This window comes from Metabacillus dongyingensis, from assembly GCF_019933155.2.
Taxonomy (GTDB): Bacteria; Bacillota; Bacilli; order Bacillales; family Bacillaceae; genus Bacillus_P; species Bacillus_P dongyingensis.
Genome location: NZ_CP082944.1, coordinates 4,343,506 through 4,367,727, shown reverse-complemented (window position 1 = coordinate 4,367,727; position 24,222 = coordinate 4,343,506). Strand labels below are relative to the sequence as shown.

The 24,222-nt window shown below is 39.8% G+C and carries 26 protein-coding genes and 2 riboswitches; all 26 genes read left to right on the top strand.

What is annotated here, in order from left to right; all coding sequences use genetic code 11:
* Nucleotides 1–80: 80 nt before the first annotated feature.
* The 26 genes from K8L98_RS21715 (at nt 81) to K8L98_RS21595 (ending at nt 24,219) form a co-directional block, all read left to right on the top strand.
* Nucleotides 81–440, top strand: coding sequence for an arsenate reductase family protein (locus K8L98_RS21715; protein ID WP_223438047.1), 360 nt, complete (start codon nt 81–83; stop codon nt 438–440).
* Between the two features lie 61 nt (nt 441–501).
* The gene (gene gcvH / locus K8L98_RS21710; protein WP_070874736.1) at nt 502–885 is read left to right on the top strand and encodes a glycine cleavage system protein GcvH; all 384 of its coding nucleotides are present in this window, start codon (nt 502–504) and stop codon (nt 883–885) included.
* A 53-nt stretch (nt 886–938) separates the two neighbouring features.
* Complete coding sequence (locus K8L98_RS21705; RefSeq protein WP_223438046.1) at nt 939–1,184, top strand: YusG family protein; 246 nt, start codon at nt 939–941, stop codon at nt 1,182–1,184.
* Nucleotides 1,185–1,300: 116 nt separating this feature from the next.
* On the top strand, nt 1,301–1,648 hold the full coding sequence (locus K8L98_RS21700; RefSeq protein WP_223438045.1) for a toprim domain-containing protein: 348 nt from the start codon (nt 1,301–1,303) through the stop codon (nt 1,646–1,648).
* Nucleotides 1,649–1,673: 25 nt separating this feature from the next.
* On the top strand, nt 1,674–1,982 hold the full coding sequence (locus K8L98_RS21695) for a thioredoxin family protein (RefSeq protein WP_223438044.1): 309 nt from the start codon (nt 1,674–1,676) through the stop codon (nt 1,980–1,982).
* Between the two features lie 161 nt (nt 1,983–2,143).
* Nucleotides 2,144–2,467, top strand: coding sequence for an SCP2 sterol-binding domain-containing protein (locus K8L98_RS21690; protein ID WP_223438043.1), 324 nt, complete (start codon nt 2,144–2,146; stop codon nt 2,465–2,467).
* 76 nt (nt 2,468–2,543) lie between these two features.
* Nucleotides 2,544–2,653: riboswitch (SAM riboswitch) on the top strand.
* Nucleotides 2,654–2,723: 70 nt separating this feature from the next.
* Complete coding sequence (locus K8L98_RS21685) at nt 2,724–4,046, top strand: O-acetylhomoserine aminocarboxypropyltransferase/cysteine synthase family protein (RefSeq protein WP_223438042.1); 1,323 nt, start codon at nt 2,724–2,726, stop codon at nt 4,044–4,046.
* 104 nt (nt 4,047–4,150) lie between these two features.
* Nucleotides 4,151–4,262, top strand: a riboswitch (SAM riboswitch).
* A 168-nt stretch (nt 4,263–4,430) separates the two neighbouring features.
* Nucleotides 4,431–5,456 carry a methionine ABC transporter ATP-binding protein gene (locus tag K8L98_RS21680; RefSeq protein WP_223438041.1) on the top strand — a complete coding sequence of 342 codons (1,026 nt, stop codon included), beginning with the start codon at nt 4,431–4,433 and terminating at the stop codon, nt 5,454–5,456.
* Nucleotides 5,449–6,105 carry a methionine ABC transporter permease gene (locus tag K8L98_RS21675; RefSeq protein ID WP_223438040.1) on the top strand — a complete coding sequence of 219 codons (657 nt, stop codon included), beginning with the start codon at nt 5,449–5,451 and terminating at the stop codon, nt 6,103–6,105. The genes K8L98_RS21680 and K8L98_RS21675 overlap by 8 nt, the downstream gene beginning before the upstream one ends.
* A 13-nt stretch (nt 6,106–6,118) precedes the next feature.
* Entirely contained in the window at nt 6,119–6,952 is an 834-nt protein-coding gene (locus tag K8L98_RS21670) for a MetQ/NlpA family ABC transporter substrate-binding protein (protein ID WP_223438039.1), read from the top strand.
* A gap of 171 nt (nt 6,953–7,123) precedes the next feature.
* A complete protein-coding gene (locus tag K8L98_RS21665; protein WP_223438038.1) occupies nt 7,124–7,492 on the top strand; it encodes a carboxymuconolactone decarboxylase family protein in 369 nt (122 codons plus the stop codon).
* Nucleotides 7,493–7,707: 215 nt separating this feature from the next.
* The gene (locus K8L98_RS26620; RefSeq protein WP_476703496.1) at nt 7,708–7,857 is read left to right on the top strand and encodes a YuzK family famiily protein; all 150 of its coding nucleotides are present in this window, start codon (nt 7,708–7,710) and stop codon (nt 7,855–7,857) included.
* Between the two features lie 175 nt (nt 7,858–8,032).
* The gene (gene sufC / locus K8L98_RS21660) at nt 8,033–8,818 is read left to right on the top strand and encodes a Fe-S cluster assembly ATPase SufC (protein WP_223438037.1); all 786 of its coding nucleotides are present in this window, start codon (nt 8,033–8,035) and stop codon (nt 8,816–8,818) included.
* Nucleotides 8,819–8,835: 17 nt separating this feature from the next.
* Nucleotides 8,836–10,140: a Fe-S cluster assembly protein SufD gene (gene sufD / locus K8L98_RS21655; RefSeq protein ID WP_223438036.1), complete on the top strand. Its 1,305-nt coding sequence runs from the start codon at nt 8,836–8,838 to the stop codon at nt 10,138–10,140.
* A complete protein-coding gene (locus tag K8L98_RS21650) occupies nt 10,140–11,360 on the top strand; it encodes a cysteine desulfurase (protein ID WP_223438035.1) in 1,221 nt (406 codons plus the stop codon). Before sufD ends, K8L98_RS21650 begins: the two co-directional genes overlap by 1 nt.
* On the top strand, nt 11,350–11,778 hold the full coding sequence (gene sufU, locus K8L98_RS21645) for a Fe-S cluster assembly sulfur transfer protein SufU (protein WP_223438034.1): 429 nt from the start codon (nt 11,350–11,352) through the stop codon (nt 11,776–11,778). The genes K8L98_RS21650 and sufU overlap by 11 nt, the downstream gene beginning before the upstream one ends.
* Before the next feature lie 81 nt (nt 11,779–11,859).
* Nucleotides 11,860–13,257: a Fe-S cluster assembly protein SufB gene (sufB, locus tag K8L98_RS21640; protein ID WP_223438033.1), complete on the top strand. Its 1,398-nt coding sequence runs from the start codon at nt 11,860–11,862 to the stop codon at nt 13,255–13,257.
* Between the two features lie 422 nt (nt 13,258–13,679).
* Nucleotides 13,680–13,862, top strand: coding sequence for a helix-turn-helix domain-containing protein (locus K8L98_RS21635; protein ID WP_223438032.1), 183 nt, complete (start codon nt 13,680–13,682; stop codon nt 13,860–13,862).
* Nucleotides 13,863–14,174: 312 nt separating this feature from the next.
* On the top strand, nt 14,175–14,975 hold the full coding sequence (locus K8L98_RS21630) for a M15 family metallopeptidase (RefSeq protein ID WP_223438031.1): 801 nt from the start codon (nt 14,175–14,177) through the stop codon (nt 14,973–14,975).
* A gap of 393 nt (nt 14,976–15,368) precedes the next feature.
* Nucleotides 15,369–15,722 carry a DoxX family protein gene (locus K8L98_RS21625; protein WP_223438030.1) on the top strand — a complete coding sequence of 118 codons (354 nt, stop codon included), beginning with the start codon at nt 15,369–15,371 and terminating at the stop codon, nt 15,720–15,722.
* A gap of 27 nt (nt 15,723–15,749) precedes the next feature.
* A complete protein-coding gene (locus K8L98_RS21620) occupies nt 15,750–16,511 on the top strand; it encodes a pirin family protein (RefSeq protein ID WP_223438029.1) in 762 nt (253 codons plus the stop codon).
* 26 nt (nt 16,512–16,537) lie between these two features.
* Nucleotides 16,538–16,981: a MarR family winged helix-turn-helix transcriptional regulator gene (locus K8L98_RS21615; protein WP_223438028.1), complete on the top strand. Its 444-nt coding sequence runs from the start codon at nt 16,538–16,540 to the stop codon at nt 16,979–16,981.
* Between the two features lie 30 nt (nt 16,982–17,011).
* On the top strand, nt 17,012–17,563 hold the full coding sequence (locus tag K8L98_RS21610) for an NADPH-dependent FMN reductase (RefSeq protein ID WP_223438027.1): 552 nt from the start codon (nt 17,012–17,014) through the stop codon (nt 17,561–17,563).
* 742 nt (nt 17,564–18,305) lie between these two features.
* Nucleotides 18,306–21,770 (top strand): S8 family serine peptidase, encoded by a 3,465-nt coding sequence (locus K8L98_RS21605; protein WP_223438026.1) that lies wholly within the window; start codon nt 18,306–18,308, stop codon nt 21,768–21,770.
* Between the two features lie 746 nt (nt 21,771–22,516).
* Entirely contained in the window at nt 22,517–23,374 is an 858-nt protein-coding gene (locus K8L98_RS21600; protein ID WP_223438025.1) for a DUF72 domain-containing protein, read from the top strand.
* 20 nt (nt 23,375–23,394) lie between these two features.
* The gene (locus K8L98_RS21595) at nt 23,395–24,219 is read left to right on the top strand and encodes a sulfite exporter TauE/SafE family protein (RefSeq protein ID WP_223438024.1); all 825 of its coding nucleotides are present in this window, start codon (nt 23,395–23,397) and stop codon (nt 24,217–24,219) included.
* Nucleotides 24,220–24,222: the final 3 nt, after the last annotated feature.

Below are 24,222 nucleotides of genomic sequence, written 5' to 3'. Positions count from 1 at the left end.
ATAGAAACTTGGGATTATGATTGTCCAATTGATTGTGGTAAAATAATCTTGTTCAATTACGGTTGCAGGTGGTGAGAAGAGTGGCTCTTACGTTTTATTGGTATCCAAAATGCGGTACATGCCGAAAAGCAAAAAAGTGGTTTGAAGATCACAATTTGCAGGTAGAAGATGTACATATTGTCGAAAATCCACCGACAAAAGAAGAATTAAAAAAGATGCTTGATAACAGCGGGTTAGAAGTAAAAAAGTTTTTCAATACCAGCGGTCAAAAATACCGCGAATTAGGCATGAAAGAGAAGGTTGCTTCTTTATCTGATGAAGAACTGCTTGAGATTCTGGCATCAGACGGCATGCTTATCAAACGGCCATTAACAACAGACGGCAAGAAAGTTACCGTCGGCTTTAATGAAGATCAATTCGAAGCAGCATGGGCAAAGTAGTAGAAGACTTTAACTTCAGTCTTTTTACAAATAAACAAGATAAAACTTGGAGGTAATAAAAATGAACACACCAAAAGAACTTCGCTATTCTGAAGAGCACGAATGGGTTAAAGTTGAAGGCGAAAAAGTACGTATCGGCATTACTGATTTTGCTCAATCAGAACTTGGGGATATTGTATTTGTTGAGCTTCCTGAAGTTGGAGATGAAATTAAAGCAGACGAGCCTTTCGGAAGCGTTGAATCAGTAAAAACGGTTTCAGAGCTTTATGCGCCAATCAGCGGAAAAGTTGTTGAAATCAATGAGGATCTTGATGACAGCCCAGAATTTGTAAACGAATCTCCATATGAAAAAGCATGGATGATTGTTATCGAGCCAAGCAATGTAAGTGATGTTGACAGCTTAATGACTGCTGAACAATATGTAGAAATGACAAATGAAGACTGATAAAGGGCATCAACTCAGGACACCCTAAGCTATAAAAAGGAGGGTGTTCCAGGATGTCATTTGAAAAGAAGCGCTTAGATATTACAGACCGGGTAACAGGACGCTTTTCAGAAGGTCAAATGAACTTGTTTTTTGAAAAAGAGCAAATTGGCACAATGTCTTTTGGTCAAAATGGAAATCAGGTTTCATTGAAAAATGGATATGAAGAAGAAAACCATTCCTTTTTCCAGGATGCAGACGTTTTATCAAAACAAGATGAAAAGTATGTAGATTGTGACGAAGAAAACGGCTGGTGCTAATCGAATGGCAGTGGAATGTTCCACTGCCATTTTTGTTCAATTATTTTAAGAAACAACCTCATGCAATTCGAATAGGTTATAAGATAACACATACTTTAACTGAATAGGTGATGGCGATGTCTGCAATTGAGGTTGAAAAGGTCATAATAGTTGAAGGAACATCTGACAAACGAAAGGTTCTTAATGTTGTCAATGAACCTGTAGAAATTATCTGTACAAATGGAACAATAAGCCTTACTCGATTAGATGAAATGATTGATGCTCTGTTTTATAGAGACGTATATGTGCTTGTAGATTCTGATGAATCAGGGGATCGCCTCAGAAAACAATTCAAGCGGGAACTGCCCGAAGCTGCTCATATATTTATAGATAGAATGTACCGTGAAGTTGCGACTGCACCTGATCAGCATGTTGCTGCTGTGCTTTTAAGTGCAAATATCGATGTTCAGGCGAAATACTTATAAAATAAAGGGAGTCTCATGAAAAGCAATGATTGAAATAAAAGAAGAACAATTAGATATGTTTGCTGAAAAAGAATTTGGCATCCTTTATCTATACACTCCATTTTGCGGAACGTGTCAGCTTGCAAAAAAAATGCTGTCTGTTGTTGAAGAGCTGCTCCCAGCTTTAGCGATTCATACGGCAAACTTAAATTTCCTGCCTAAGCAAGCGGAAGAGTGGGGAATTGAAAGTGTTCCCTGCTTGCTTATATTTGAAAATGGAGCGGTTACCCACAAGAAATATGCCTTTCATTCTGTTGAATATATTTATCAAATATTGAAAGAATATGCCGCCTGAGCAGGGCGGCATTTGACATATTTCTTGGGAAATAGAAAAAACGATTATTTTGTCTCTCCAAGTCCAATAAAGTGTCGAACTTTTCATAAAGGTGATGAGTCGTATTAAAACGAATTAATACGTTATGATCTGATAGGAAAGAAATGGGGAGAAAAAAAGAAATGGACTTATTTTCGTTTGTAGAAAAAATGAATGCGTCTTATTTTATTCAGCCGCTGCTTCCAAACGAAGAATTAAGAATACGGATAACCAGTTCAAAACAAAAACCCATCCTGCTTGTTTTAAAAAAGGGGGCTTGTTGTTTAAGCAGCGACAATGACAATCTTTCAGCACATGTACTGGTTTCAGGTGATGAAAATCATCTTCTTGACTGTTTTCACTCACCAATCAGACTTCTTCAGCTCTCAAAGCTAGGAGCGATTGAAGTAAAAGGATCATTTCGCAATGTACTAAGGCTTGAATCCATTATTCACTTGTCTAAATAATAATCTAAAAATTCAAACTATTAATTGACTGTGTAAATGAAGCGGTGTTACAATTCATTTAGATTCAATAAGTTTAATCTTATCAAGAGAGGTGGAGGGACTTGGCCCTGTGAAGCCCGGCAACCGGTTATTGCAACACGGTGCCAATTCCATCAGAGCAGGTTAGAATGCTCTGGAAGATAAGAAGAGATATGGTGATTCCGCCTCTTCTTTGAAGGGGTTTTTTATATGGAAAAATGAAAAAGGAGATGGGAATATGGGACAAAATAAGTATCGGCTTGAGACGTTAAATGTACATGGGGGTTTGCAGAAGGATCCTGCAACAGGAGCACGGGCTGTGCCAATTTATCAGTCTAACGCCTATGTTTTTAATGATACGGAGCATGCATCGGATTTATTTGCTTTAAAAGAGCAGGGTTACATTTATACCCGGATACATAATCCTACCTCAACGGTTTTCGAAGAAAGAGTTGCCCAGCTAGAAGGGGGAGTAGGAAGTCTTGCTGTGGCAAGCGGCATGGCTGCGATAACGCTTTCCATATTAAATATTGCCGGAACAGGGGATGAGATTGTCTCTGCCTCAAGCCTATACGGGGGGACCTACAATCTCTTTCAAACCACTTTGCCTAAGTACGGGATACAGACTAAGTTTGTAAATGCGGATGATCCTGAGAATTTCAGGGATGCCATCACACCTAAAACAAAGGCCATTTTTGCAGAAACGATTGGCAATCCAAGTCTGCAGGTTCTTGATATAGAGGCAGTGTCAAAAATTGCTCATGAAGCAGGTATCCCATTAATTATTGATAACACTTTTGCAACTCCTTATTTATGCAGGCCAATCGAACACGGAGCAGATATTGTCATTCATTCGGCCACCAAATGGCTGCTTGGAAACGGCACGACCCTCGGAGGAATTATCGTAGACGGAGGGAAGTTTGATTGGAACAGCGATAAGTTTCCGGGCTTTACGACTCCAGATCCAAGCTATCACAATCTTGTATATGCAGAAGCATTGCCGGAGGCAGCCTTTATTGTAAAAGCCCGCGTTCAGCTCCTCAGGGATTTAGGGCCTGCTATCAGTCCTTTTAATGCATTTCAATTTGCTCTTGGAGTGGAAACACTTCATGTAAGAATGAAAGAGCATATTTTTAATACGAGAAAAGTGGTTGAGTATTTAAATGAGCATCCTGCAGTTAAATGGGTGCTGTACCCTGAAGATGAACAGCACCCTGACAAGGCCCTGGCAGATAAATATTTAGCTAAAGGGGCAGGCGCGGTTGTAGTGTTCGGCATTGATGGCGGCCGTGCAGCAGGCGCAAAGGTGATTAATTCTGTTAACCTATGGTCGCATGTAGCAAATGTCGGAGATGCCAAAAGCCTGATCATTCATCCTGCCAGCACTACACATCAGCAGCTGGATGCAGAAGGCCTGAAAAAATCAGGAGTAACTGAAGACTTAATTCGATTGTCTGTTGGGATTGAACATATAGATGACCTTCTGGAGGATCTTGAACAGGCAATTGAACAAGCAACGGGTGTGAAATCATTAATTGAATCATCCGTCTTTTCGAATTAATAAAAAACTTTTTGGTTGACACCGTCTTTTGGCACATGATAAAATCACACTCGTACTACTAACTCACTGAATTTAAACGTAAACTAATTAAATAAATTGTAAGTCTCTTATCCAGAGAGGTGGAGGGAAAGTGCCCTGCGAAGCCCGGCAACCGTCAATTTTATTGAAAAGGTGCCAATTCACTCAAAGCTGTTATTCAGTTTTGAAAGATGAGAGAAAGGTTCTTCTATAGATATGCCTTTCTGCTCATTTATGCAGAAAGGCATTTTTGTTTTCTTAAAAGTTAAAGGGGAACAAGTGGTTCCGCTTTTCTTAATAAAAACATGAACCTGACGTATTTCGTGCAAAATGATAGTGAGTGGAATTTTGGAAGAAGGTGAATTCATGATTACGTTAAAAGATGTCAAAAAAGTCTTTCAATCAAAAAGCGGAAATGTTACCGCGGTTGATTCAGTTGACTTGAACATAAATCAAGGTGAAATTTTCGGAATTATCGGTTATAGCGGTGCGGGAAAAAGCTCACTGATCAGATTGCTGAACGGACTTGAAAAGCCCACAGGCGGTTCCATTCAAGTAGCGGGAAGAAAGATCGATAAAATCCGCGGAGATGAGCTGAGAACGGCTAGACACGAAATCAGCATGATCTTTCAGCATTTTAATCTCCTTTGGTCAAGGTCGGTCCGGGAAAATATTTCGTTTCCATTAGAAATTGCCGGAGTGAAAAAAGAGCAGCGGGTGAAACGAGTGGAAGAGCTGATTAAGCTTGTAGGGCTGGAAGGGCGGGAAGATGCATATCCATCCCAGCTGAGCGGAGGACAAAAACAGCGTGTCGGTATTGCAAGAGCTCTTGCGAATAACCCAAAAGTATTGCTTTGTGACGAAGCAACATCTGCACTGGACCCGCAAACAACAGATTCAATTCTTGAACTGCTGGTGGATATTAACGAAAGACTGGGTTTGACCATTGTCCTGATTACACATGAAATGCATGTTATTCGTAAAATCTGCCATCGTGTTGCCGTTATGGAGAACGGAAGGATTGTTGAGCAGGGTGAAGTGCTCGATGTTTTCAAAAAACCGCAGCAGTCTATTACGAAGCGCTTTGTGAAACAAATTACGGAGCCTGATGATACGCAGGAAACGATGGAATTGATTCTTGAAAAATACAAACACGGAATGGTTATTCAGCTAACATTTGTGGGGGATTCAACAGAAAGTCCGCTCATTACGAATCTTATACGAAACCATCCGATTGAAGTAAACATCCTTCAAGGGAAAATATCGCAAACTCAAAGCGGATCATATGGTACCTTGCTCATTCATATGGACGGGCAACCTGAAGAGCTTGATAAGGCAATGGCATTTATCCGCTCTCAAGAAGTTGAAGCGGAGGTGATTGCAAATGTTTGAGAATGTGAGATGGGAAAATGTATGGGAAGCTACAAGTGAAACCTTATTCATGACAGGATTCTCCGTGGCTGCAACATTTTTCTTGGGCATTATACTCGGGCTGCTGTTATTCTTAACTTCCAGAGGCGGAATATGGGAAAATAAACCGGTAAATATCATTATATCTGCATTCGTGAATATTTTCCGGTCGATTCCGTTTATTCTGCTTATCATTTTGCTGATTCCTTTTACAAAGGCCATTTTAGATACGTTTCTTGGAGCAAAAGCAGCATTGCCGGCTTTAATTATCGGCGCTGCGCCATTTTATGGACGAATGGTTGAAATTGCTCTACGAGAAATAGATAAAGGAGTCATTGAGGCTGCAAGATCGATGGGTGCAAAAACATCAACAATCATTTGGAAGGTATTAATACCTGAATCATCTCCTGCGCTTATCTCCGGCATTACCGTAACCGCAATTGCACTTGTCGGCTACACAGCCATGGCAGGGGTTGTCGGCGCCGGAGGATTAGGAAATCTTGCATTTCTTGAAGGTTTCCAGCGGAATAATAATGCTGTAACAATGATTGCGACAATCTTGATATTAGTGATTGTATTTATCATCCAATTTATTGGGGACTTTATAACATCAAAATTAGATAAACGTTAGGGAGGAAATTCACATGAAGAAATTATTATTAAGTGCTGTATTCGCAACATCTGCTTTCGCTCTTGCTGCATGTGGTTCAGGAGGCGGAAATGGCGAAGGAGAAGAAACAAAAACGCTGAAAATCGGTGCTTCAAATGTCCCTCATGCGGAAATTCTGGAGGAAGCACAGCCTTTGCTTGAGGAAAAAGGCATTGAACTTGATATCGTGCCGTTCCAGGATTATATCCTGCCGAATAAATCTCTCGCAAGTAAAGAAATTGATGCCAACTTCTTTCAGCATATTCCATATTTAGAGTCTCAAATGGCGGAAAATAAAGATTACGACTTTGTTAATGCAGGCGGCATTCATATCGAGCCAATTGGTGTGTATTCTAAAAAACATAAATCATTAGAAGAGATTCCAGAGGGCGGCACAATTATCATGAGTAACTCTGTAGCTGATCATGGCCGCATGCTTTCATTGCTTGAAAGCGAAGGCTTAATTACGATCAAAGAAGGTGTCGATAAAACAACTGCAACAATTGATGATATCGCTGAAAACAAAAAAAATCTGAAATTCAAAGCAGATGTAGAAGCAAGTATCCTTCCGCAGGCTTATAACAACGATGAAGGCGATGCTGTTTTAATTAATACGAACTATGCAATTGGTGCAGGACTCAATCCTCAAAAAGATGCGATTGCACTTGAAGGGTCAGAATCACCATATGTAAACATCATCACAGTCCGCAAAGGCGATGAAGACAAAAAAGAAATTAAAGCTTTAGTAGAAGTGCTTCATTCAAAAGAAATTCAATCGTTTATTGAAGAAAAATATGAAGGTGCAGTAGTACCTGTTGACGGAGAATAAATAGAAAGAGAGCACCCGAAATTCGGTGCTCTCTTTTTTATCTGAAATAACCCAATATAATATAGTAGAAATTAGGAATAAACGCTTCCGAAAAAACTCTTTTTACACATACATCTCCTGAATGTTTTGCATACTAATGATGATTAATATAAGGAATGGAGCTGAAAATTAATGCAGCATTTTGAACCGAGAAATATAAGCGAAGCCGCTTTGCATAATTACAAAGAAGGTCTAGGAGTTTTTACAGAAAAAATGCCTGAGCTTGCACATCTTTATAATGAATTCACTGAAGAATGTTTCAAAGAAGGAACACTTTCCCAAAAAGAAAAGCAGTTGATTGCACTTGGCATAAGCATCTATTCACAAGATGAATATTGTATTATTTATCATACAAAAGGCTGTTTAGACCAGGGAGCAAGCGAACAGGAAATTCTAGAAACAGTCGGAGTAACAGCTGCCTTTGGCGGCGGAGCGGCAATGAGTCAATCTGTTACCTTAGTTCAAGAGTGCATCACAGAATTGAATCACCTAAAGCAATAGCATACTCGAGCATATCAGAGTATTTATAAAAGAACTGTGTCTTAAATACTGACATCCGATATGAAGAACCATGATCCTTTCATATCCTTCTATATGATGATTGAGGCTGTTTTGACCAGGTGTTATCATATAAGAGTGCTAATTGATAAACATTGAAAGGATGATTCATTATCTACGCAAGTCAGCAAAAGCTTGATTTGAATTACACAAGTGAAATGGAAAAAGCCTTAATGCAGTCTCATAAAATGGGATATGCAGTGTACAGCAGAAACCATGAAAAGCGTATGGAAGTAGAAAAGAATCGTGAAAAAGATTATCAGCAAAGCAAACATCTATTTGCAGTATTAGATCGTAAAATGAATTAATATACCAATCAAAAGGAATCAGTCACTGGCTGATTCCTTTTGAGTTATATATATCCGGTCCTTTTTGGGAAGCCTTCGAAAAAGTTGTATTCACATTTCATTTGTTATAAAATTAGAATGAGAATAAATTGAGAATGATTAAATTGAGAATAGATTATTGGAGGTATAGTTATTTATGGCAGGTTCTACTTTAGTTATTAAAGATTTACATGTTGAAATTGACGGGAAAGAAATTTTAAAAGGTGTAAACCTTGAAATAAAAGGCGGAGAATTCCATGCAATCATGGGACCGAATGGTACTGGTAAATCTACACTATCATCTGCGATCATGGGGCACCCTAAATATGAAGTAACAAAAGGAAGCATCACTCTTGACGGTGAAGATGTTCTTGAGATGGAAGTAGATGAGCGCGCACGTGCAGGTCTATTTTTAGCGATGCAATATCCAAGCGAAATCAGCGGAGTAACAAATGCTGACTTCCTTCGTTCTTCTATCAATGCACGCAAAGAAGAAGGACAGGAAATTTCTTTAATGAAATTTATCCGCAAAATGGATTCTAACATGGAATTCCTTGAAATGGATCCTGATATGGCACAGCGTTACCTAAATGAAGGATTCTCAGGCGGAGAGAAAAAACGCAATGAAATTCTTCAATTAATGATGATCGAGCCTAAAATTGCGATTCTTGATGAAATCGATTCAGGTCTTGACATCGATGCATTAAAAGTTGTTTCAAAAGGCATTAACCAAATGCGCAACGAAGATTTCGGCTGCCTGATCATCACTCACTATCAGCGCCTGTTAAACTACATCACACCTGATCATGTACACGTAATGATGCAGGGTCGCATCGTAAAATCAGGCGGTCCTGAGCTTTCTCAGCGTTTAGAATCAGAAGGCTATGACTGGATTAAACAAGAGCTTGGCATCGAAGACGAAACTGTTGGTCAAGAAGCGTAAGCGTTAGGGGGATTAAGATGACAGTAGAGACGAAATTCAACCACGACTATGTCACGGGTTTCTCAAGTGAACTCGGTGAACCGGAATGGCTTAAAGAACTGCGCTTACAAGCTCTTGCAAAAGCTGAAGACCTTTCAATGCCAAGACCGGATAAAACGAAAATTGATAAGTGGAATTTTACACAATTCCAGACTCACTCAGTTAAAAGCAAAGCTTTAGCATCCCTTAATGATTTAAGCGATGAAGTAAAGGCTTTAATTGATCTTGAAGATGAGAACAAAAATCTTTATATCCAATTAGATACAACGCCTGCTTATGCATCTCTTTCTCAGGAGTTGATAGACCAAGGCGTAATCTTCACTGATATCCATACGGCTGCCCGTGAACATTCTGAGCTTGTGCAAAAATACTTCATGACTGAAGGCGTGAAAGTTGATGAGCACCGTTTAACAGCACTTCATGCAGCTCTTATGAACGGCGGAGTATTTGTATATGTGCCTAAAAATGTTGAGGTAAAAGCACCTCTTCAGGCTGTATATGTACATGAAAATCCGGAAACCAATCTTTTCAACCATGTTATCGTTGTAGCAGACGACAACAGTTCTGTCACTTATGTTGAAAACTATATTTCAACGACTGAAACGGAAGAATCGATTTTCAACATTGTAACGGAAGTATTTGCGAATAATAATGCAAAAGTTACTTACGGTGCTGTTGATCATTTGAATAAAGGTGTTACTACGTATGTCAACCGCCGCGGTACTGCTGCCCGCGATGCACGCATTGAATGGGCGCTTGGTTTGATGAATGACGGCAATACGATTTCTGAAAACACAACAAACCTGATAGGTGACGGCTCTTATGGAGACACTAAATCTGTGGTTGTCGGACGCGGAAATCAAATTCAAAACTTCACAACAAAAGTGATTCACTTCGGCAAAAATTCTGAGGGCTACATCTTAAAGCACGGCGTAATGAAAGACAGTGCTTCATCTGTCTTCAACGGAATCGGCAAAATTGAGCATGGTGCTTCTAAATCTAATGCAGAGCAGGAATCAAGAGTTCTTATGCTTAGCGAAAAAGCACGCGGAGATGCAAATCCGATTCTATTAATTGACGAGGACGATGTAACGGCTGGACATGCTGCGTCTGTTGGCCGCGTGGATCCGCTTCAATTGTATTACTTGATGAGCCGAGGCATTTCTAAAGTTGAGGCTGAGCGTCTTGTTATTCACGGCTTCCTTGCGCCGGTTGTTAGAGTACTTCCAATCGAAGGCGTTAAGAAACAGCTTGTTGAGGTCATTGAAAGGAAAGTTAAGTAATGAATATCCAAGATATCCGTTCTCTCTTCCCGATTTTGGATCAGCAAGTAAATGGACAGAATCTTGTTTATCTTGACAGTGCAGCGACTTCTCAGAAGCCGCTGCCGGTCATTGAAGCACTAGACCGCTATTATAGAGAATATAATTCCAATGTTCATCGCGGAGTTCATACACTGGGCACCAAAGCTACAGATGGCTACGAGGGAGCACGCGAAAAGGTAAGAAAGTTCATAAATGCTCAGTCTGTAGAAGAAATCATTTTCACACGCGGTGCTACAACTGCATTGAATACAGTAGCTGCAAGCTATGGACGTGCAAATCTTCAAGCAGGCGATGAGATTGTGATTACGCATATGGAGCACCATGCAAACGTCATACCTTGGCAGCAGCTTGCTAAAGCGACTGGGGCGTCACTTAAGTATATTCCTTTGCAGGAGGATGGCACGATTTCTCTTGAAGATGCCAGAGAAACGATTACAGACTCAGCTAAAATTGTCTCTGTTATGCAGGTTTCAAATGTTCTGGGAACAATAAATCCTATAAAAGAAATTGCAGAGTTAGCCCACAGCAAAGGTGCCATCATGGTTGTTGACGGTGCGCAAAGTGCTCCGCATATGAAAATTGATGTTCAAGATTTAAATTGTGATTTCTTTGCTTTTTCAGCTCATAAAATGTGCGGTCCGACCGGTGTTGGCGTCCTGTACGGCAAAAAAGCACTTCTTGAAAACATGGAGCCAGTTGAGTTTGGCGGCGAAATGATTGATTTCGTCGGATTATACGAATCAACATGGAAAGAACTTCCCTGGAAGTTGGAAGCCGGAACACCAATCATTGCAGGGGCAATCGGCCTTGGTGCTGCCATTGATTTTCTGGAAGAAATCGGTCTTGAAAACATTGAAGCATATGAGCACAAGCTTGCTGATTACGCACTTGAGAGACTGTCAGAAGTTGAAGGCATCACTATATACGGCCCTAAAAAGCGTGCGGGTCTTGTGACATTCAATATTGAAGATGTGCATCCTCATGATGTTGCCACAGTATTAGATGCTGAAGGCATAGCAGTTCGTGCCGGCCATCACTGTGCACAGCCTTTAATGAAATGGCTGAATGTTTCCTCGACAGCTCGTGCAAGTTTTTACCTGTACAACACAGAAGAAGAAGTTGATAAGCTTGTTGCAGGAATCATAAAAACAAAGGAGTACTTCACGAATGTCTTTTAATAATCTGGACACTCTGTACCGGCAGGTCATCATGGATCATTATAAAAACCCGCGGAACAAAGGTGTACTCGAAGATAGTTTAACAATAGATATGAATAATCCTACATGCGGAGACCGAATTCGTTTAACGCTGCAGATTGAAGATGGGTGCATTAAGGATGCAAAGTTCGACGGTGAAGGCTGTTCGATTTCAATGTCATCTGCATCAATGATGACTCAGGCGATTAAAGGGCAATCGGTCGAAACAGCTTTAAAGCTTTCAAAAATCTTTTCAGACATGATGCAGGGAAAAGATTACGATGATGACGTAGAGCTTGAGGATATTGAAGCATTGCAAGGGGTTGCTAAATTCCCTGCACGGATCAAATGTGCAACACTTGCGTGGAAGGCAATGGAAAAAGGGGTCCAAAACAGCTAATAGCTGAACCTTTAAATTTATGCCTTCTTAAGAAAAAGAATGGGGGCAGACCTCATTCTACTATGATTGGAGTGAAAACGGATGGCTAAAAAAATGCCAGAAATCGGCGATTACAAGTATGGATTTGCTGATAAAGACGTTTCGATTTTCCGTTCAAAGCGGGGATTAACTAAAGAAATTGTTGAAGAAATTTCTCGCATGAAAAGCGAGCCTCAATGGATGCTTGATTTCCGTCTGAAATCACTGGAGCATTTCTATAACATGCCAATGCCTCAATGGGGCGGCGATATGGCTTCACTTAACTTCGATGAAATTACGTATTACGTAAAACCTTCTGAAAAATCAGAGCGCTCTTGGGATGAAGTACCTGAGGAAATCAAACGCACGTTTGATAAACTTGGAATTCCTGAAGCAGAGCAAAAATACTTGGCAGGTGTATCTGCTCAGTATGAATCTGAGGTTGTATACCACAATATGAAAGAAGATCTTGAAGACCTGGGTATCGTATTTAAAGATACAGATACAGCTCTTAAAGAAAACGAAGATATTTTCAGAGAGCATTTCGGCAAGGTTATTCCGCCGACTGACAATAAGTTCTCAGCACTAAACTCAGCTGTATGGTCCGGCGGATCGTTCATCTATGTGCCAAAAGGCATCAAAGTTGATACACCGCTTCAGGCATACTTCCGCATCAACTCTGAAAACATGGGTCAGTTTGAACGTACGCTGATTATTGTTGATGAAGGTGCACATGTGCACTATGTAGAAGGCTGTACAGCTCCGGTTTACACGACTAATTCTCTGCACAGTGCTGTAGTTGAGATTATCGTAAAAGATGGCGGTTACTGCCGTTATACTACAATTCAAAACTGGGCGAACAATGTATTTAACCTTGTTACGAAACGTGCAGTTTGTGAAAAGAACGCTACAATGGAATGGATCGATGGAAACATTGGCTCTAAATTAACGATGAAATACCCTGCTGTCATCCTTAAGGGTGAAGGCGCTCGCGGTATGACATTATCCATTGCAATAGCAGGCAAAGGCCAGCATCAGGATGCAGGTGCGAAAATGATTCACTTAGCGCCTAATACGTCTTCAACAATTGTCTCAAAATCAATCTCTAAACAAGGCGGTAAAGTAACGTACCGCGGAATCGTTCACTTCGGCCGCAAAGCTGAAGGTGCACGTTCCAACATTGAGTGTGATACGTTAATCATGGATAATCAGTCTACATCTGATACGATTCCATATAACGAAATCTTCAATGATAACATCTCTTTAGAGCATGAAGCGAAGGTTTCAAAAGTTTCTGAAGAGCAGTTATTCTATCTCATGAGCCGCGGTATTTCAGAAGAAGAAGCAACTGAAATGATCGTTATGGGATTCATCGAACCATTCACTAAAGAACTTCCAATGGAATATGCGGTTGAAATGAACCGTTTAATCAAGTTCGAGATGGAAGGTTCAATCGGATAAAGACTGAAAAGCCTTGGTATATCCTTTATATACCAAGGCTTTTTTATGTTCAAATTCATGGCGTGCCAATTTCGTGCATACTCGAAATCCGGTCAACATATGGAAAAAGCAGTTCGTTAAAAAATCTTCTTCATTATCCATTTAAATACTCAATCGATTCGATCAAAAAAGTTGTATTGTTAACACTTCAGAATATTAATATGATTGTGTCTAGTAGTTTTAAAATTTTAAAGGAGGGATTTTGAATCAAGTTGTAAACTATGCAACATTAGTAGATGAATTTCATAAGCTCATTCCATCCTTTTTATGTAATAAAAGAAAATTAATAGAAGTTTTGTAAAATATTTCGAATAGTATATTATATGAGTTTTACTTTAAAATGGATTTACAAATATCTAAGGGGTGGATAAGGAATATTGAAATTGAGACAATTAGAACATTTTATGGCTCTTTGTGAAGAAATGCACTTTACAAATACTGCCGAAAAACTAAGAAGTGGGCACCCTGCTTTAAGCTATCAAATGAAAGCTTTAGAATCTTTTGAGGTAAGAAAATTAATCTGGCCTGAAGATTTTTTACATGGATACTTACTTATTAGTAAGTAAATATTTGGATATAGAAAACAGAAAGAAACAAATCATAGGCAGTAGGGATTGCCATAACCCAACGTTTTTCTAAAAGCTTGCAAAACTTTTTATTGATTAAAAAGGATGCCTCGTTTTCGGTGAAGAGAAGCTAAAGAAATTCATTCAGCTACAGGCTGAACGGTTAGCGTGTACTGAAATTTGTCCAATTTCTTCATTACAGACGGGTTTTAATTCTTTACCAGATATCGTACAAAAAAATTGAGGAAGTCAATTGACTGGAACCTGCTAAGATAGCATACATTACAAATCGAACTAAAGGATGAGAGTACTTTGAAGAACTATGTTTTACCATCTATGCTAATTGGAAGTGTATTACTCCTTTCGGCATGTAAACCAATTGACTGGGCCGAAAAACAGTGGAATTCCCCTTTCAACAATGTATCAAGTGAAAAAAAAGAAAAAAATACAGAAGATCCAAAAGAAGAGAGGCCTCAAGAAGAAAATCTCCCTTGGCTAGAAGAAACAGTGACCGTCTCAGGAGATGGAAAAGCAGTTGTTCATAATCTAGATGATTTCTTAATCGTAGCTAATAAAGAAAGAAACTTGCCTGAAGATTATGAACCAGCAGATCTAGTTACACCAAATGTGCCTTTTCCATTTAAAGAAGACTTACCAAAGAAAAAAATGAGAAAAGAAGCAGCTCTTTCATTAGAAGTGTTGTTTAAGGCTGCTGAAGATAAGGGTTTAGAACTTCTTGCACAATCCGGTTACCGCTCGTATGATACTCAAGTTTCCATTTTTGCTTTTAACGCTGAAGAAAAAGGGGAAGAAATAGCCAATAAAACCAGCTCAAAACCTGGACAAAGTGAACATCAGACAGGTCTTTCCATAGATGTAACATCATCAGAAGTGAATTATGAACTTACTGAGGCATTCGGAGAAACAAAAGAAGGTAAATGGCTAGCTGAGAATGCACATAAATATGGTTTTATCATTCGTTATCTAAAAGGGAAAGAAGCTATTACAGGTTATAACTATGAACCATGGCATCTAAGATACGTTGGTGTTGAACATGCTAAAAAAATCCACGAACAGGGCATCACCCTTGAAGAATATTTACAAAAACCGTAATTTAATTTAGGACAGCTGTTATGGCTGTCCTTCTTAATGTTTGAACAATCGGAATTCCAATAAGAAAAACAGCTATCTTTAAAAAGAGTGTTTCTCGTTTCATAAAAAGCGTCTCACTTATTTATTGTAAATTTGATTTTAATAAGATTTATTGTTTTACAATAAATTATCACTGAATAAAATTGTATTTTTACTGTTATAAAAAAGCATCTTTAATTTTGGACAAAGATAAATGGCATTCCTCAAAAGAAGTGCTCGCAACAACTCAATAAATATAAATTGAGTTGTTTTTTTGTTGACATATAATATACCCTAATGATAGGATATATTTATTCTAAGTTTAGGATAATTTTTTTCGAGATAAATAATATTAGGATAAAGGGAGAGGTTTTAATGGGTGTTTTATCAATTATTCTTCAAGTTTTATTAGGATTAGGATTCCTAATGTTTGGATTTATGAAGTTCGGTTCAAAGCAAATGGTGGATGAATTTGGGCGTTATGGGTATCCAGGAGGTTTTAGGATATTTACAGGTCTTGTTGAAGTGATTGCAGCGGTACTAGTTATCTCAGGTATTTGGAATGATAAATTAGCTGCGTGGGGTGGTTTATTTATTGTCGGTACAATGATTGGGGCAATTTTCACACACATCAAAGTTAAGGATCCTGTAAACAAAATGATGATGCCGATTGTTTTATTAATTCTTGGATTAATTGTATTATTTATAAATTTTGGATCATTGCTTTAAGTCTATTAACATAAAGGAGGAATTAAAATGGAAATTAATATTATTAAACCACAGGATCAGGCGTTAGAGCAGTTTGATGACGGTAAAATAATAGCACAAAAACCCATTGGCTTTTCTGGTGAAGGCTCCGTCATTAATCGTCTCGGTCCATTGTTTTACTGGGGATGGGGAACATCTGAAGGGGAGGGTGGTATTGGCTTTCATCCTCATCAGGGTTTTGAGATATTAGGCTACTTCACTAAGGGCAGAGGTCGTCACCAAGATACGCTTGGTACGATTAGCGAAGTAGGTGCTGGTGATGTTCAAGTGATGCAAGCTGGCTCAGGTATGCAACATGCCGAATCTCTTCTTGAGCCGTCAGAAGCGTTTCAAATTTGGTTCGAACCGTATTTAAATGAAGCCAAGAAGCGAACACCCACTTACTCAAAATACGGGCATGAAGATTTCCCGCTCACTTCAGAAAACGGTGTAATGGTTAAGACGATATTAGGTGAGCATTCACCAATCAATCTCGTGACAGATGCCAAAATGTACGATGTTGAAATTGGGAATGGTGTAACCTATAAGTATGCTCTTTCACCTAATCGGACACTAGCTGCTTTATCTATTAGGGGTAATGGTGGTGTGATTAATGAATTGGAGGTTTCATTTGAGAATAAGGATTTCATTATTATTCAGTCAGAGAATGTTGAAAGCTTTACCATTCAGCCTAAAGGTGAAGAACTTCGGATGCTGCTAATAGAGATTCCAACTGAAGTTGATTATCCTTTATACAAAAAACCAAGATAACGTTAATTTTAAAAGGAGGTTGTGTGATGCAAGATCAAAGTAATCTGGATTTGAGATTGTTTCGGATTTGGATGAAGGCTTCCAAAGCTGTTGTTGAAAATATTCAGAAGGATATTGAAAGTCATAAAATTAATAATGAAAATTTTATGATTCTTGAATTACTTTACAGTAAAGGTCCTCATCCTGTTCAAAAAATTAGTGAGATACACTCTATTCCTAGTGGAAGTATCACATATGTTGTTGATAAGTTAGAAAAGAAAGGGCTTGTAGCAAGACAGCCAAACCCTAATGATAGAAGGGCTTCTAATGTCGTCCTGACAGAAGAAGGAAGAGCACTATTTGATGAGATTTTCCCAAAACACGTTGCAACCATTTCTCAAAATTTATCATTTATCTCGAATGATGAAAAAGAACAGCTAATTGATTTATTAAAGAGAATTGGAATGGGTGCACAAAATTTAGAAAAATAAATTTAAAAAACGATACAGGAGGAAGAAACAATGACAAATGAGAAATTAAATATTGGAATTATTTTAGGTAGTACAAGGCAAGGGCGAGTTAGCCCGCAAGTGGGAGAATGGGTTAAAGAAATTGCTGACAAACGTGGAGATGCAAACTATGAAATCGTAGATATTGCTGATTATCAATTACCTTTTTTAGGAACAACTGATGGGACTGAACCAGGAATTTCAGCTTGGAACGAAAAACTTAACAGCTTGGATGGATTCGTATTTATCGTTCAGGAATATAATCACAGTATAACAGGAGCCTTAAAAAATGCACTTGATTTCGCTCGTGAAGCCTGGAATAACAAAGCAGCAGGTATCGTTAGTTATGGTTCAACCGGTGGTGCTCGTGCAGCTGAGCATTTACGAGGAATCATGGGTGAATTAATGATTGCAGATGTGCGTGTACATCCTACATTGTCCTTATTTACAGATTTTGAAAACGGGACAGTGTTCAAACCAGCTGAATTACATCTTAATAATGTTAATGCAATGCTTGACCAAGTTGATGCTTGGAGCGGTGCATTAAAAACCTTAAGAAAATAATCAAATATCTTTCGTTTTTACTGAACCAATATGATTGAAAAAAGGTGTCTCTTAAATAAAGAGGACATCTTTTTTTGTTTTTTATTCAACAAACGGGCCATTAATTTGAGTAAGAAGTTGGATAAAACAGCACCCGAATCAATTAAAACCAAATGATTTTCAGCTAGTCATTTTTTATTTGATAAACCCTGTTATTCCGTAACATAAAAATGATTTCGATCAAAAATAAGTGGGATTAACATATGGAAAAACAAATCGTTAAGCATGTCAAAATATTTCCTTTATTATCCATTTGAATACTCAATCGATTCGATCAAAAATCCTGTATTGTTAACTTTTCAGAATACTTATACTATTGGGAATAGTATTTAATAAATTCAAAAGGAGGAGATTTATCCTAGTATAAGTAAAATCATGCAATTTAGTTCACACCATCTAGATACTGGCTTTCTCTCTTCGGAATTTTGCTATTGTGTTTAATTGGAAGGAACAGGTTGATTATGAGAATGAAAGATATCAGTATAGGCAGCGATGTTTTAAAAATTAGGAATTGATTTATTCAGGAATATTTGAACTAAGAGGCAGTTTATTTTCTATTAAAACAGATATTTCTAGACAAATAACTATCAAAGATTAAAAAATGCTGGTTGGCTAGAAAAAGAAGAAAGTGAATGGTTTCAATTTTCAGAATTTATAGTAATTTGAATGATGGGTTTATAACGTTTATAAAAGGAGGATTCAAATGAAAGGGTTAAAAAGGAGAAAACGGAATTTAGTAGCTTTTTTGATGATTTTTCTTTTACTAGGAACAATCTTTCCTGTAAAAGGCGGTGCGGTTCAAAACGGAGGATCGAATCCTACCCCAATGGAAGGAAAGGTGGATCCGAAGGTCATACAGGCCTTTGAAAAAAACAAGTACACGACTGTGATTGTAGAGTTAAAAAACCAAGCGGATGTTGGGAAAATCTCTAATCAAGCTCGGGAAGAGGCTAAGAAAGTGAAGGCTACCCGCTATCAAGAGAAACTCCGCGTCCGTTCAACTGTCGTGTCAGGACTACAAACGAACGCTGAACAAACACAGTATCATATTAAGAATTTTATCCGTCAAAAGAAAGCTGAAGGCAAACTGAAGGATGATCAATCTTACTACATCGTGAATGCGATTTCATTTACATCCACGAAAGAAGTTTTGCAGGAAATAGCAGCCTTTCCGGAAGTCAGCCATATTTACTTAAACGAACGGCACGCTTTGCCGAAACCCAAGACATCTGGAGTCCAAAAAGTAACAAGTGAGCTACCTTGGAACCTGGAAAAAATACAGGCAAAAAAAGCATGGGAAAAAGGGTTGGATGGATCAGGCGTAGTGGTCGCAACGCTTGATACAGGGGTGGACGCAAACCACCCGTCGCTTAAGAAGCAATACCGAGGACTCAATGCGGACGGCACCTATACACACACCTTCAATTGGCTGGACTTGGTTGGGGATAGTCCTGCTCCAATTGATTCAACTGGACATGGTACACATGTGACAGGGACAATGGTTGGCTATGACCCGGAAACAGGCACGCGTACCGGAGTGGCTCCGGGGGCACGCTGGATTGCAGTTCGCGCATTTTCAGAAAACGGCGCGCTGGATACAGACTTGCTAAAAGCAGGAGAATGGCTTCTCGCCCCACGGGATGAAAAGGGAACTCCTCATCCAGAGATGGCACCTGACATTATTAATAACTCATGGGGTGTCAGTTCTACCTTGAATGACTGGTTTCGATCGGTTGTGAAGGCATGGGTGGCAGCCGACATTACACCGGTTTTTGCTGCAGGAAACCACGACGGTTTGACGACGCCCGTCGGGCCAGGTTCTATAGTCAATCCAGCGAATTACCCTGAAACCATTGCAGTTGGCTCAACGGATTCAGCCAACCGAATCTCAGGGTTTTCCTTAAGGGGGCCTTCTCCCTATGGCGGCAGTGAAATAAAGCCGGATTTGGTTGCACCGGGGGAAGCGATTCTTTCAACCCTCCCAAATAACGAATACGGGTTGTCAAATGGGACCTCCATGGCTGCACCACATGTGTCAGGCGCCATTGCCATCTTAAAGCAAATGCAGCCAAACATGCCGATCGACAAGCTTAAAGAAACCTTGTATGCCGGATTGATTCCGTTATCTGATTCACAGTATCCATCTTCCCCAAATGACGCCTATGGGAGAGGGATTGTTGACCTGACAGGTATGGTTAAGAGCGGTTCTAACGGCGTCGGCAGTCTAGTAGGAAAAGTAGGTTATAAAGCTGTCGATAAAAAGAAACCAGCAGCAAGCCATGAGCCTTTTCCATATGCTTATGCTAATGCGCCTTTAAAACTCTCTGTACAAGCCTCTGACGATTTTGCAGTTTCCGCGGTGGAACTTCATTACCAAGTCGACAGAGCACGAGAGCAAACATCAAATGGCACACTTTTTAAAGGCAACTTTAAAAGCGGTTCCTATTCCAGTGAACTCCCTTTAGAACAAGTAAGGGGGAAAGAAATTACGTATTACTGGAAAATTACGGACTATGCAGGAAACAGTACGAAAACCGTCCCTGTTCGCCTACCCCTGAAGAAAGGGCTGTCGGTCGGGTATGCAACAGATTTTGAAACAGCGCCTGTAGGGTGGTACAGTACCGGTAGAAACAGTTCGTGGAATTGGGGGAAGGTTATGCCGACGCATGTCCTGAAGGCGGCTTCAGGGACCAATGCGTACGCGACCTCGATCCCTGACTGGAGAGATAGCATCGAATTTAACTGGAGTTATCACAATAACGAGGAATCCATGCTAACTATGCCTCCGATCCAAGTCAATAAAGGAGAAGAGGTATTCCTTAACTTTAAACAGACCTTTGGATTTCCGTTTTTAGTAGGGGCGAATGATTACGGCCAAGTGCTCGTTTCTGAAGACATGAAGAACTGGCATGTGGCGAAAACAAACGAAGGACATTTATACACAAAATGGGAAGCCGTTTCTGTCGACTTGTCTTCCTTCTCAGGGAAAACGGTATATGCAGCTTACCGTTTCCATTCCGACAGTGACAAAACAAATTTAGGGTGGTACTTAGATGATGTTGCCATAGAAGCCAAGCCTTCCGGCGGCGTATATCAACCCTCCCAATCAACGACTGCATTTGAACCATTTGGGGAGGCTGCAAGGCTGCAAGGCACCCATGAAAAACAAGTTCTCATCCCACTTAGCGCGCAAATACAGATTGTTGAAAATGAAAGGCTTTTAGCGACCGATCCAACGGATGGCAGCTTCAGCATGAAGCTGCCAGCAGATGAATACCACCTGCTGGCCGAGGCCTATGGCTTTAAGCAAAAGATTCAAACGGCAAGAGTAATGAAAGATGCATCGACCAATGTAGATATACAGTTATCCCCATTAGATAAAGGCGTCGTCAAGGGAACTGTCAAGAGCAGCAAATCCAAAAAAACGATTAAGGGAGCCACGGTGAAACTCATTGAAGACGCCGCTGTCGCCCCGGTAAAAACAGGTGCAAACGGCAAATACTCGCTTAATCCTTTTATTGGAACATATACGCTTGAAGTGAGTGCCCCCTATTTTCATACCTACCGGGAACGGATTGAAATTAAAGGCAATGCCATCCGTTCAATCGATATACACTTAAAGCCTTATATCGGTACAGAAGATGAAATCAGCTATGATGATGGCTCGGCTGAAAGTGTCTTTCCGGTCACTGGAATAGACGAGGTCGCATTAAAAATGTCATTGAAGGATGGACAGGAACAAGCATTGCTGACTGCCGGCCTGTTTTATATCGACCCACGCTGGCTTAACCCAGGCGGGGAAAATTTTCAAGTTGATGTATATGATGCCACTGGGCCTGAAGGAGGGCCTGGAAAGAAGTTAACGGAATCCATTCCTGCAAAATCGGATGTCGTTCCTGGCTGGGTCAGAGTAGATCTTAGCCATAACTCCATTTACGTACCGAAGGAATATTTCCTTGTATTCAGCACCCAAGCTCCATATCCATTTGCGCCGACCCTTGGTTTGGATAACAGCAGCCCGTTCTCAGACCGCTTATGGTGGAAAACTTTCAATGAACCGTGGCGTAAAGAATCTGGTGGTGCTGGTCCCCTGGATGGAGTTGGTTCTGAAGCAGGAGGTGCAGGCAATCCAATGATTCGCTCCGTCGTTTCATATGAATCCAAATAAAAATCTATAAAGCAGGGAACATGGAGAGAAAAACGATTCACGTTCAAGTCAAATAGATAGTTGTGCAGTTTGAAAATTTATTAAGTCAAAGGGAAAGTTATAGTTTGATTTGGGACAGTTCACATATTTAAGGATAGGTGAACTGTCTCTTTAATTAGAAATCAGATCGTTAGTTTTAGACTGTTTGAACTTTTCTATTATCTACTTTCCTATCAATGAAAATATATAACTGAAAACGCTGATATATCAACGTTTTTGCAAGCCTATGAAATACTATGAAAAACCTCAATGAATCAAGTTCGAAATGGAAGGCTCTATCGGTTATTAAAGATGGAGAAAAGCTCACCAGTTCTGGTGAGCTTTTTTGTGATTATTGATGAAGGAAAACTTTGAGATCTTATTTCTAACGAACGTTCAGAGGTATCCTTTTGTAAATAGTCCCATACTGTCTAAATGAATGCAGGAACTGTGGATATCAGCATGGCATAGTTAATTCCTATAAAATCTTGTCCATCTTCCCATATCATATATGGCAAGATCCGATAAAAAACGCCATCCATTATTACATTCCTTTTTGCCCTGCACAAATCCCCGCTTAAATCAATATAATATATATTTCCTTTTTTAAAAGTACTTCCAATAACTCAATCTCCGACATCTATTCAGGGCAGTAAATGAATGTCCTTTTCAATGAATTTTTAAATGCCTTGTAGTATCATGAAATAATAAAGGAGGCTGAGGCTGCATTGATTTATATTGGACTTACAGGCTGGGGAGATCATGATGCGCTTTATCCTAATGGTACTTCTGCCGGAGATAAGCTGAAGGAATACTCTGGACATTTTCCGATTGTTGAAGTGGATGCTAGCTTCTATGCTGTGCAGCCTCAGCGCAACGCAGAAAAATGGGTGAAGGATACGCCTGAGAGCTTTCAGTTTATCGTGAAAGCTTATCAGGGAATGACTGGACATCAGCGGGGAGATATACCTTTTGATTCTAAAGAAGAGATGTTCCAGGCTTTTCATCATTCTATTGCACCGTATCAGGCAGGAGGCAAGCTTGGGATGGTTTTATTTCAATTCCCGCCATGGTTTGAATGCAAAAAAGAGAATGTCAGTTATTTGAGATGGTGCAAAGAGCAAATGGGTGAAGTTCCCGTTGCGTTAGAATTCAGGCATCAATCATGGTTTGCACCTAATACATATGAGAAGACCCTAACTTTTATGGAACAGGAAAAGTGGATTCACAGCATTTGCGACGAGCCTCAAGCCGGAAGCGGGTCCATTCCCGCTGTAGTGAGAGCGACAGATAACAATAAAACGTTAATCAGGATGCACGGCAGAAATGTGCATGGATGGACAAGACCTGCAAATGGTGAAGATTGGCGGGAAGTCAGGTATCTGTACCGGTACAATCAACAGGAATTGCAGGAATGGCATGAAAAGATTGATCAGCTGAAAGATGCGACTAAAGATATTTATCTTCTCTTTAATAATAATTCAGGCGGAGACGCTGCAGATAATGCAAAACAAATGCAAAAGCTTTTAAATATTGAGTACGAAGACCTGGCACCCAGACAGCTGGATTTATTCAGCGGTGAATAAACGGAAAAGAGTTGGCTTAAATGGAATGGTTATTTCTTGTCCTGATCGGTTTTATTGCTGGTACGATCGGGAGTTTAGTGGGTCTTGGGGGAGGCATTATTGTTGTTCCGGCTATGCTGTTTTCTTCTGCCTTTTTTACGGTTTTTGAAAACGTAACTCCGCAGACGGCGGTCGGAACTTCATTGCTTGTTGTCATTTTCACTGGCTTATCCTCAACGCTTGCTTATATAAAGGTTAAAAAAGTAGATTATAAAAGCGGATGGATCTTTTTTATCGGAAGCGGTCCCGGAGGTTTATTAGGCGCTTATCTTAATAAGTATTTAAATTTGGATTCTTTCTCTCTTTATTTTGGGTTATTCATGATTGCTGTCTCACTGCTGCTTATGATGAGAGACAAATGGAAGCCGAAATACAGAGAGCCGGGACTGGGTGATGTAATCCGCTATTATCCATCTGAAAACGGCAATGATGCTGTTTATTTTTATAAACCTGCCCCTGCTGTCTTTATCTCATTTGGAGTTGGATTTATCTCAGGGCTGTTCGGAATTGGCGGCGGAGTTCTAATGGTCCCTGCAATGGTGCTGCTATTCTTATTTCCGCCGCATATTGCAGTCGCCACATCGATGTTTATTATTTTTCTATCAGGTCTTTCAAGCTCTGTCATGCATATCGCGCTTGGAAATGTGAACTGGCTTTTTGCTTTAGCATTAATACCGGGGGCGTGGGCAGGCGGGAAAGCAGGAGCCATGATTGCGACAAAGCTATCGGGTAAAACAGTAATCAACTTACTGCGTCTTGTCCTCATTCTGGCCGGTTTAAAACTGATTTATGAAGGTATTTTTTAATAG

Bases quoted from the DNA above. Each gene is read 5' to 3' on its own strand.
- gcvH (WP_070874736.1), top strand. From the start codon at position 502: ATGAACACACCAAAAGAACTTCGCTATTCTGAAGAGCACGAATGGGTT.
- K8L98_RS21705 (WP_223438046.1), top strand. From the start codon at position 939: ATGTCATTTGAAAAGAAGCGCTTAGATATTACAGACCGGGTAACAGGA.
- K8L98_RS21700 (WP_223438045.1), top strand. From the start codon at position 1,301: ATGTCTGCAATTGAGGTTGAAAAGGTCATAATAGTTGAAGGAACATCT.
- K8L98_RS21695 (WP_223438044.1), top strand. From the start codon at position 1,674: ATGATTGAAATAAAAGAAGAACAATTAGATATGTTTGCTGAAAAAGAA.
- K8L98_RS21690 (WP_223438043.1), top strand. From the start codon at position 2,144: ATGGACTTATTTTCGTTTGTAGAAAAAATGAATGCGTCTTATTTTATT.
- K8L98_RS21685 (WP_223438042.1), top strand. From the start codon at position 2,724: ATGGGACAAAATAAGTATCGGCTTGAGACGTTAAATGTACATGGGGGT.
- K8L98_RS21680 (WP_223438041.1), top strand. From the start codon at position 4,431: ATGATTACGTTAAAAGATGTCAAAAAAGTCTTTCAATCAAAAAGCGGA.
- K8L98_RS21675 (WP_223438040.1), top strand. From the start codon at position 5,449: ATGTTTGAGAATGTGAGATGGGAAAATGTATGGGAAGCTACAAGTGAA.
- K8L98_RS21670 (WP_223438039.1), top strand. From the start codon at position 6,119: ATGAAGAAATTATTATTAAGTGCTGTATTCGCAACATCTGCTTTCGCT.
- K8L98_RS21665 (WP_223438038.1), top strand. From the start codon at position 7,124: ATGCAGCATTTTGAACCGAGAAATATAAGCGAAGCCGCTTTGCATAAT.
- K8L98_RS26620 (WP_476703496.1), top strand. From the start codon at position 7,708: ATGGAAAAAGCCTTAATGCAGTCTCATAAAATGGGATATGCAGTGTAC.
- sufC (WP_223438037.1), top strand. From the start codon at position 8,033: ATGGCAGGTTCTACTTTAGTTATTAAAGATTTACATGTTGAAATTGAC.
- sufD (WP_223438036.1), top strand. From the start codon at position 8,836: ATGACAGTAGAGACGAAATTCAACCACGACTATGTCACGGGTTTCTCA.
- K8L98_RS21650 (WP_223438035.1), top strand. From the start codon at position 10,140: ATGAATATCCAAGATATCCGTTCTCTCTTCCCGATTTTGGATCAGCAA.
- sufU (WP_223438034.1), top strand. From the start codon at position 11,350: ATGTCTTTTAATAATCTGGACACTCTGTACCGGCAGGTCATCATGGAT.
- sufB (WP_223438033.1), top strand. From the start codon at position 11,860: ATGGCTAAAAAAATGCCAGAAATCGGCGATTACAAGTATGGATTTGCT.
- K8L98_RS21625 (WP_223438030.1), top strand. From the start codon at position 15,369: ATGGGTGTTTTATCAATTATTCTTCAAGTTTTATTAGGATTAGGATTC.
- K8L98_RS21620 (WP_223438029.1), top strand. From the start codon at position 15,750: ATGGAAATTAATATTATTAAACCACAGGATCAGGCGTTAGAGCAGTTT.
- K8L98_RS21615 (WP_223438028.1), top strand. From the start codon at position 16,538: ATGCAAGATCAAAGTAATCTGGATTTGAGATTGTTTCGGATTTGGATG.
- K8L98_RS21610 (WP_223438027.1), top strand. From the start codon at position 17,012: ATGACAAATGAGAAATTAAATATTGGAATTATTTTAGGTAGTACAAGG.
- K8L98_RS21605 (WP_223438026.1), top strand. From the start codon at position 18,306: ATGAAAGGGTTAAAAAGGAGAAAACGGAATTTAGTAGCTTTTTTGATG.
- K8L98_RS21595 (WP_223438024.1), top strand. From the start codon at position 23,395: ATGGAATGGTTATTTCTTGTCCTGATCGGTTTTATTGCTGGTACGATC.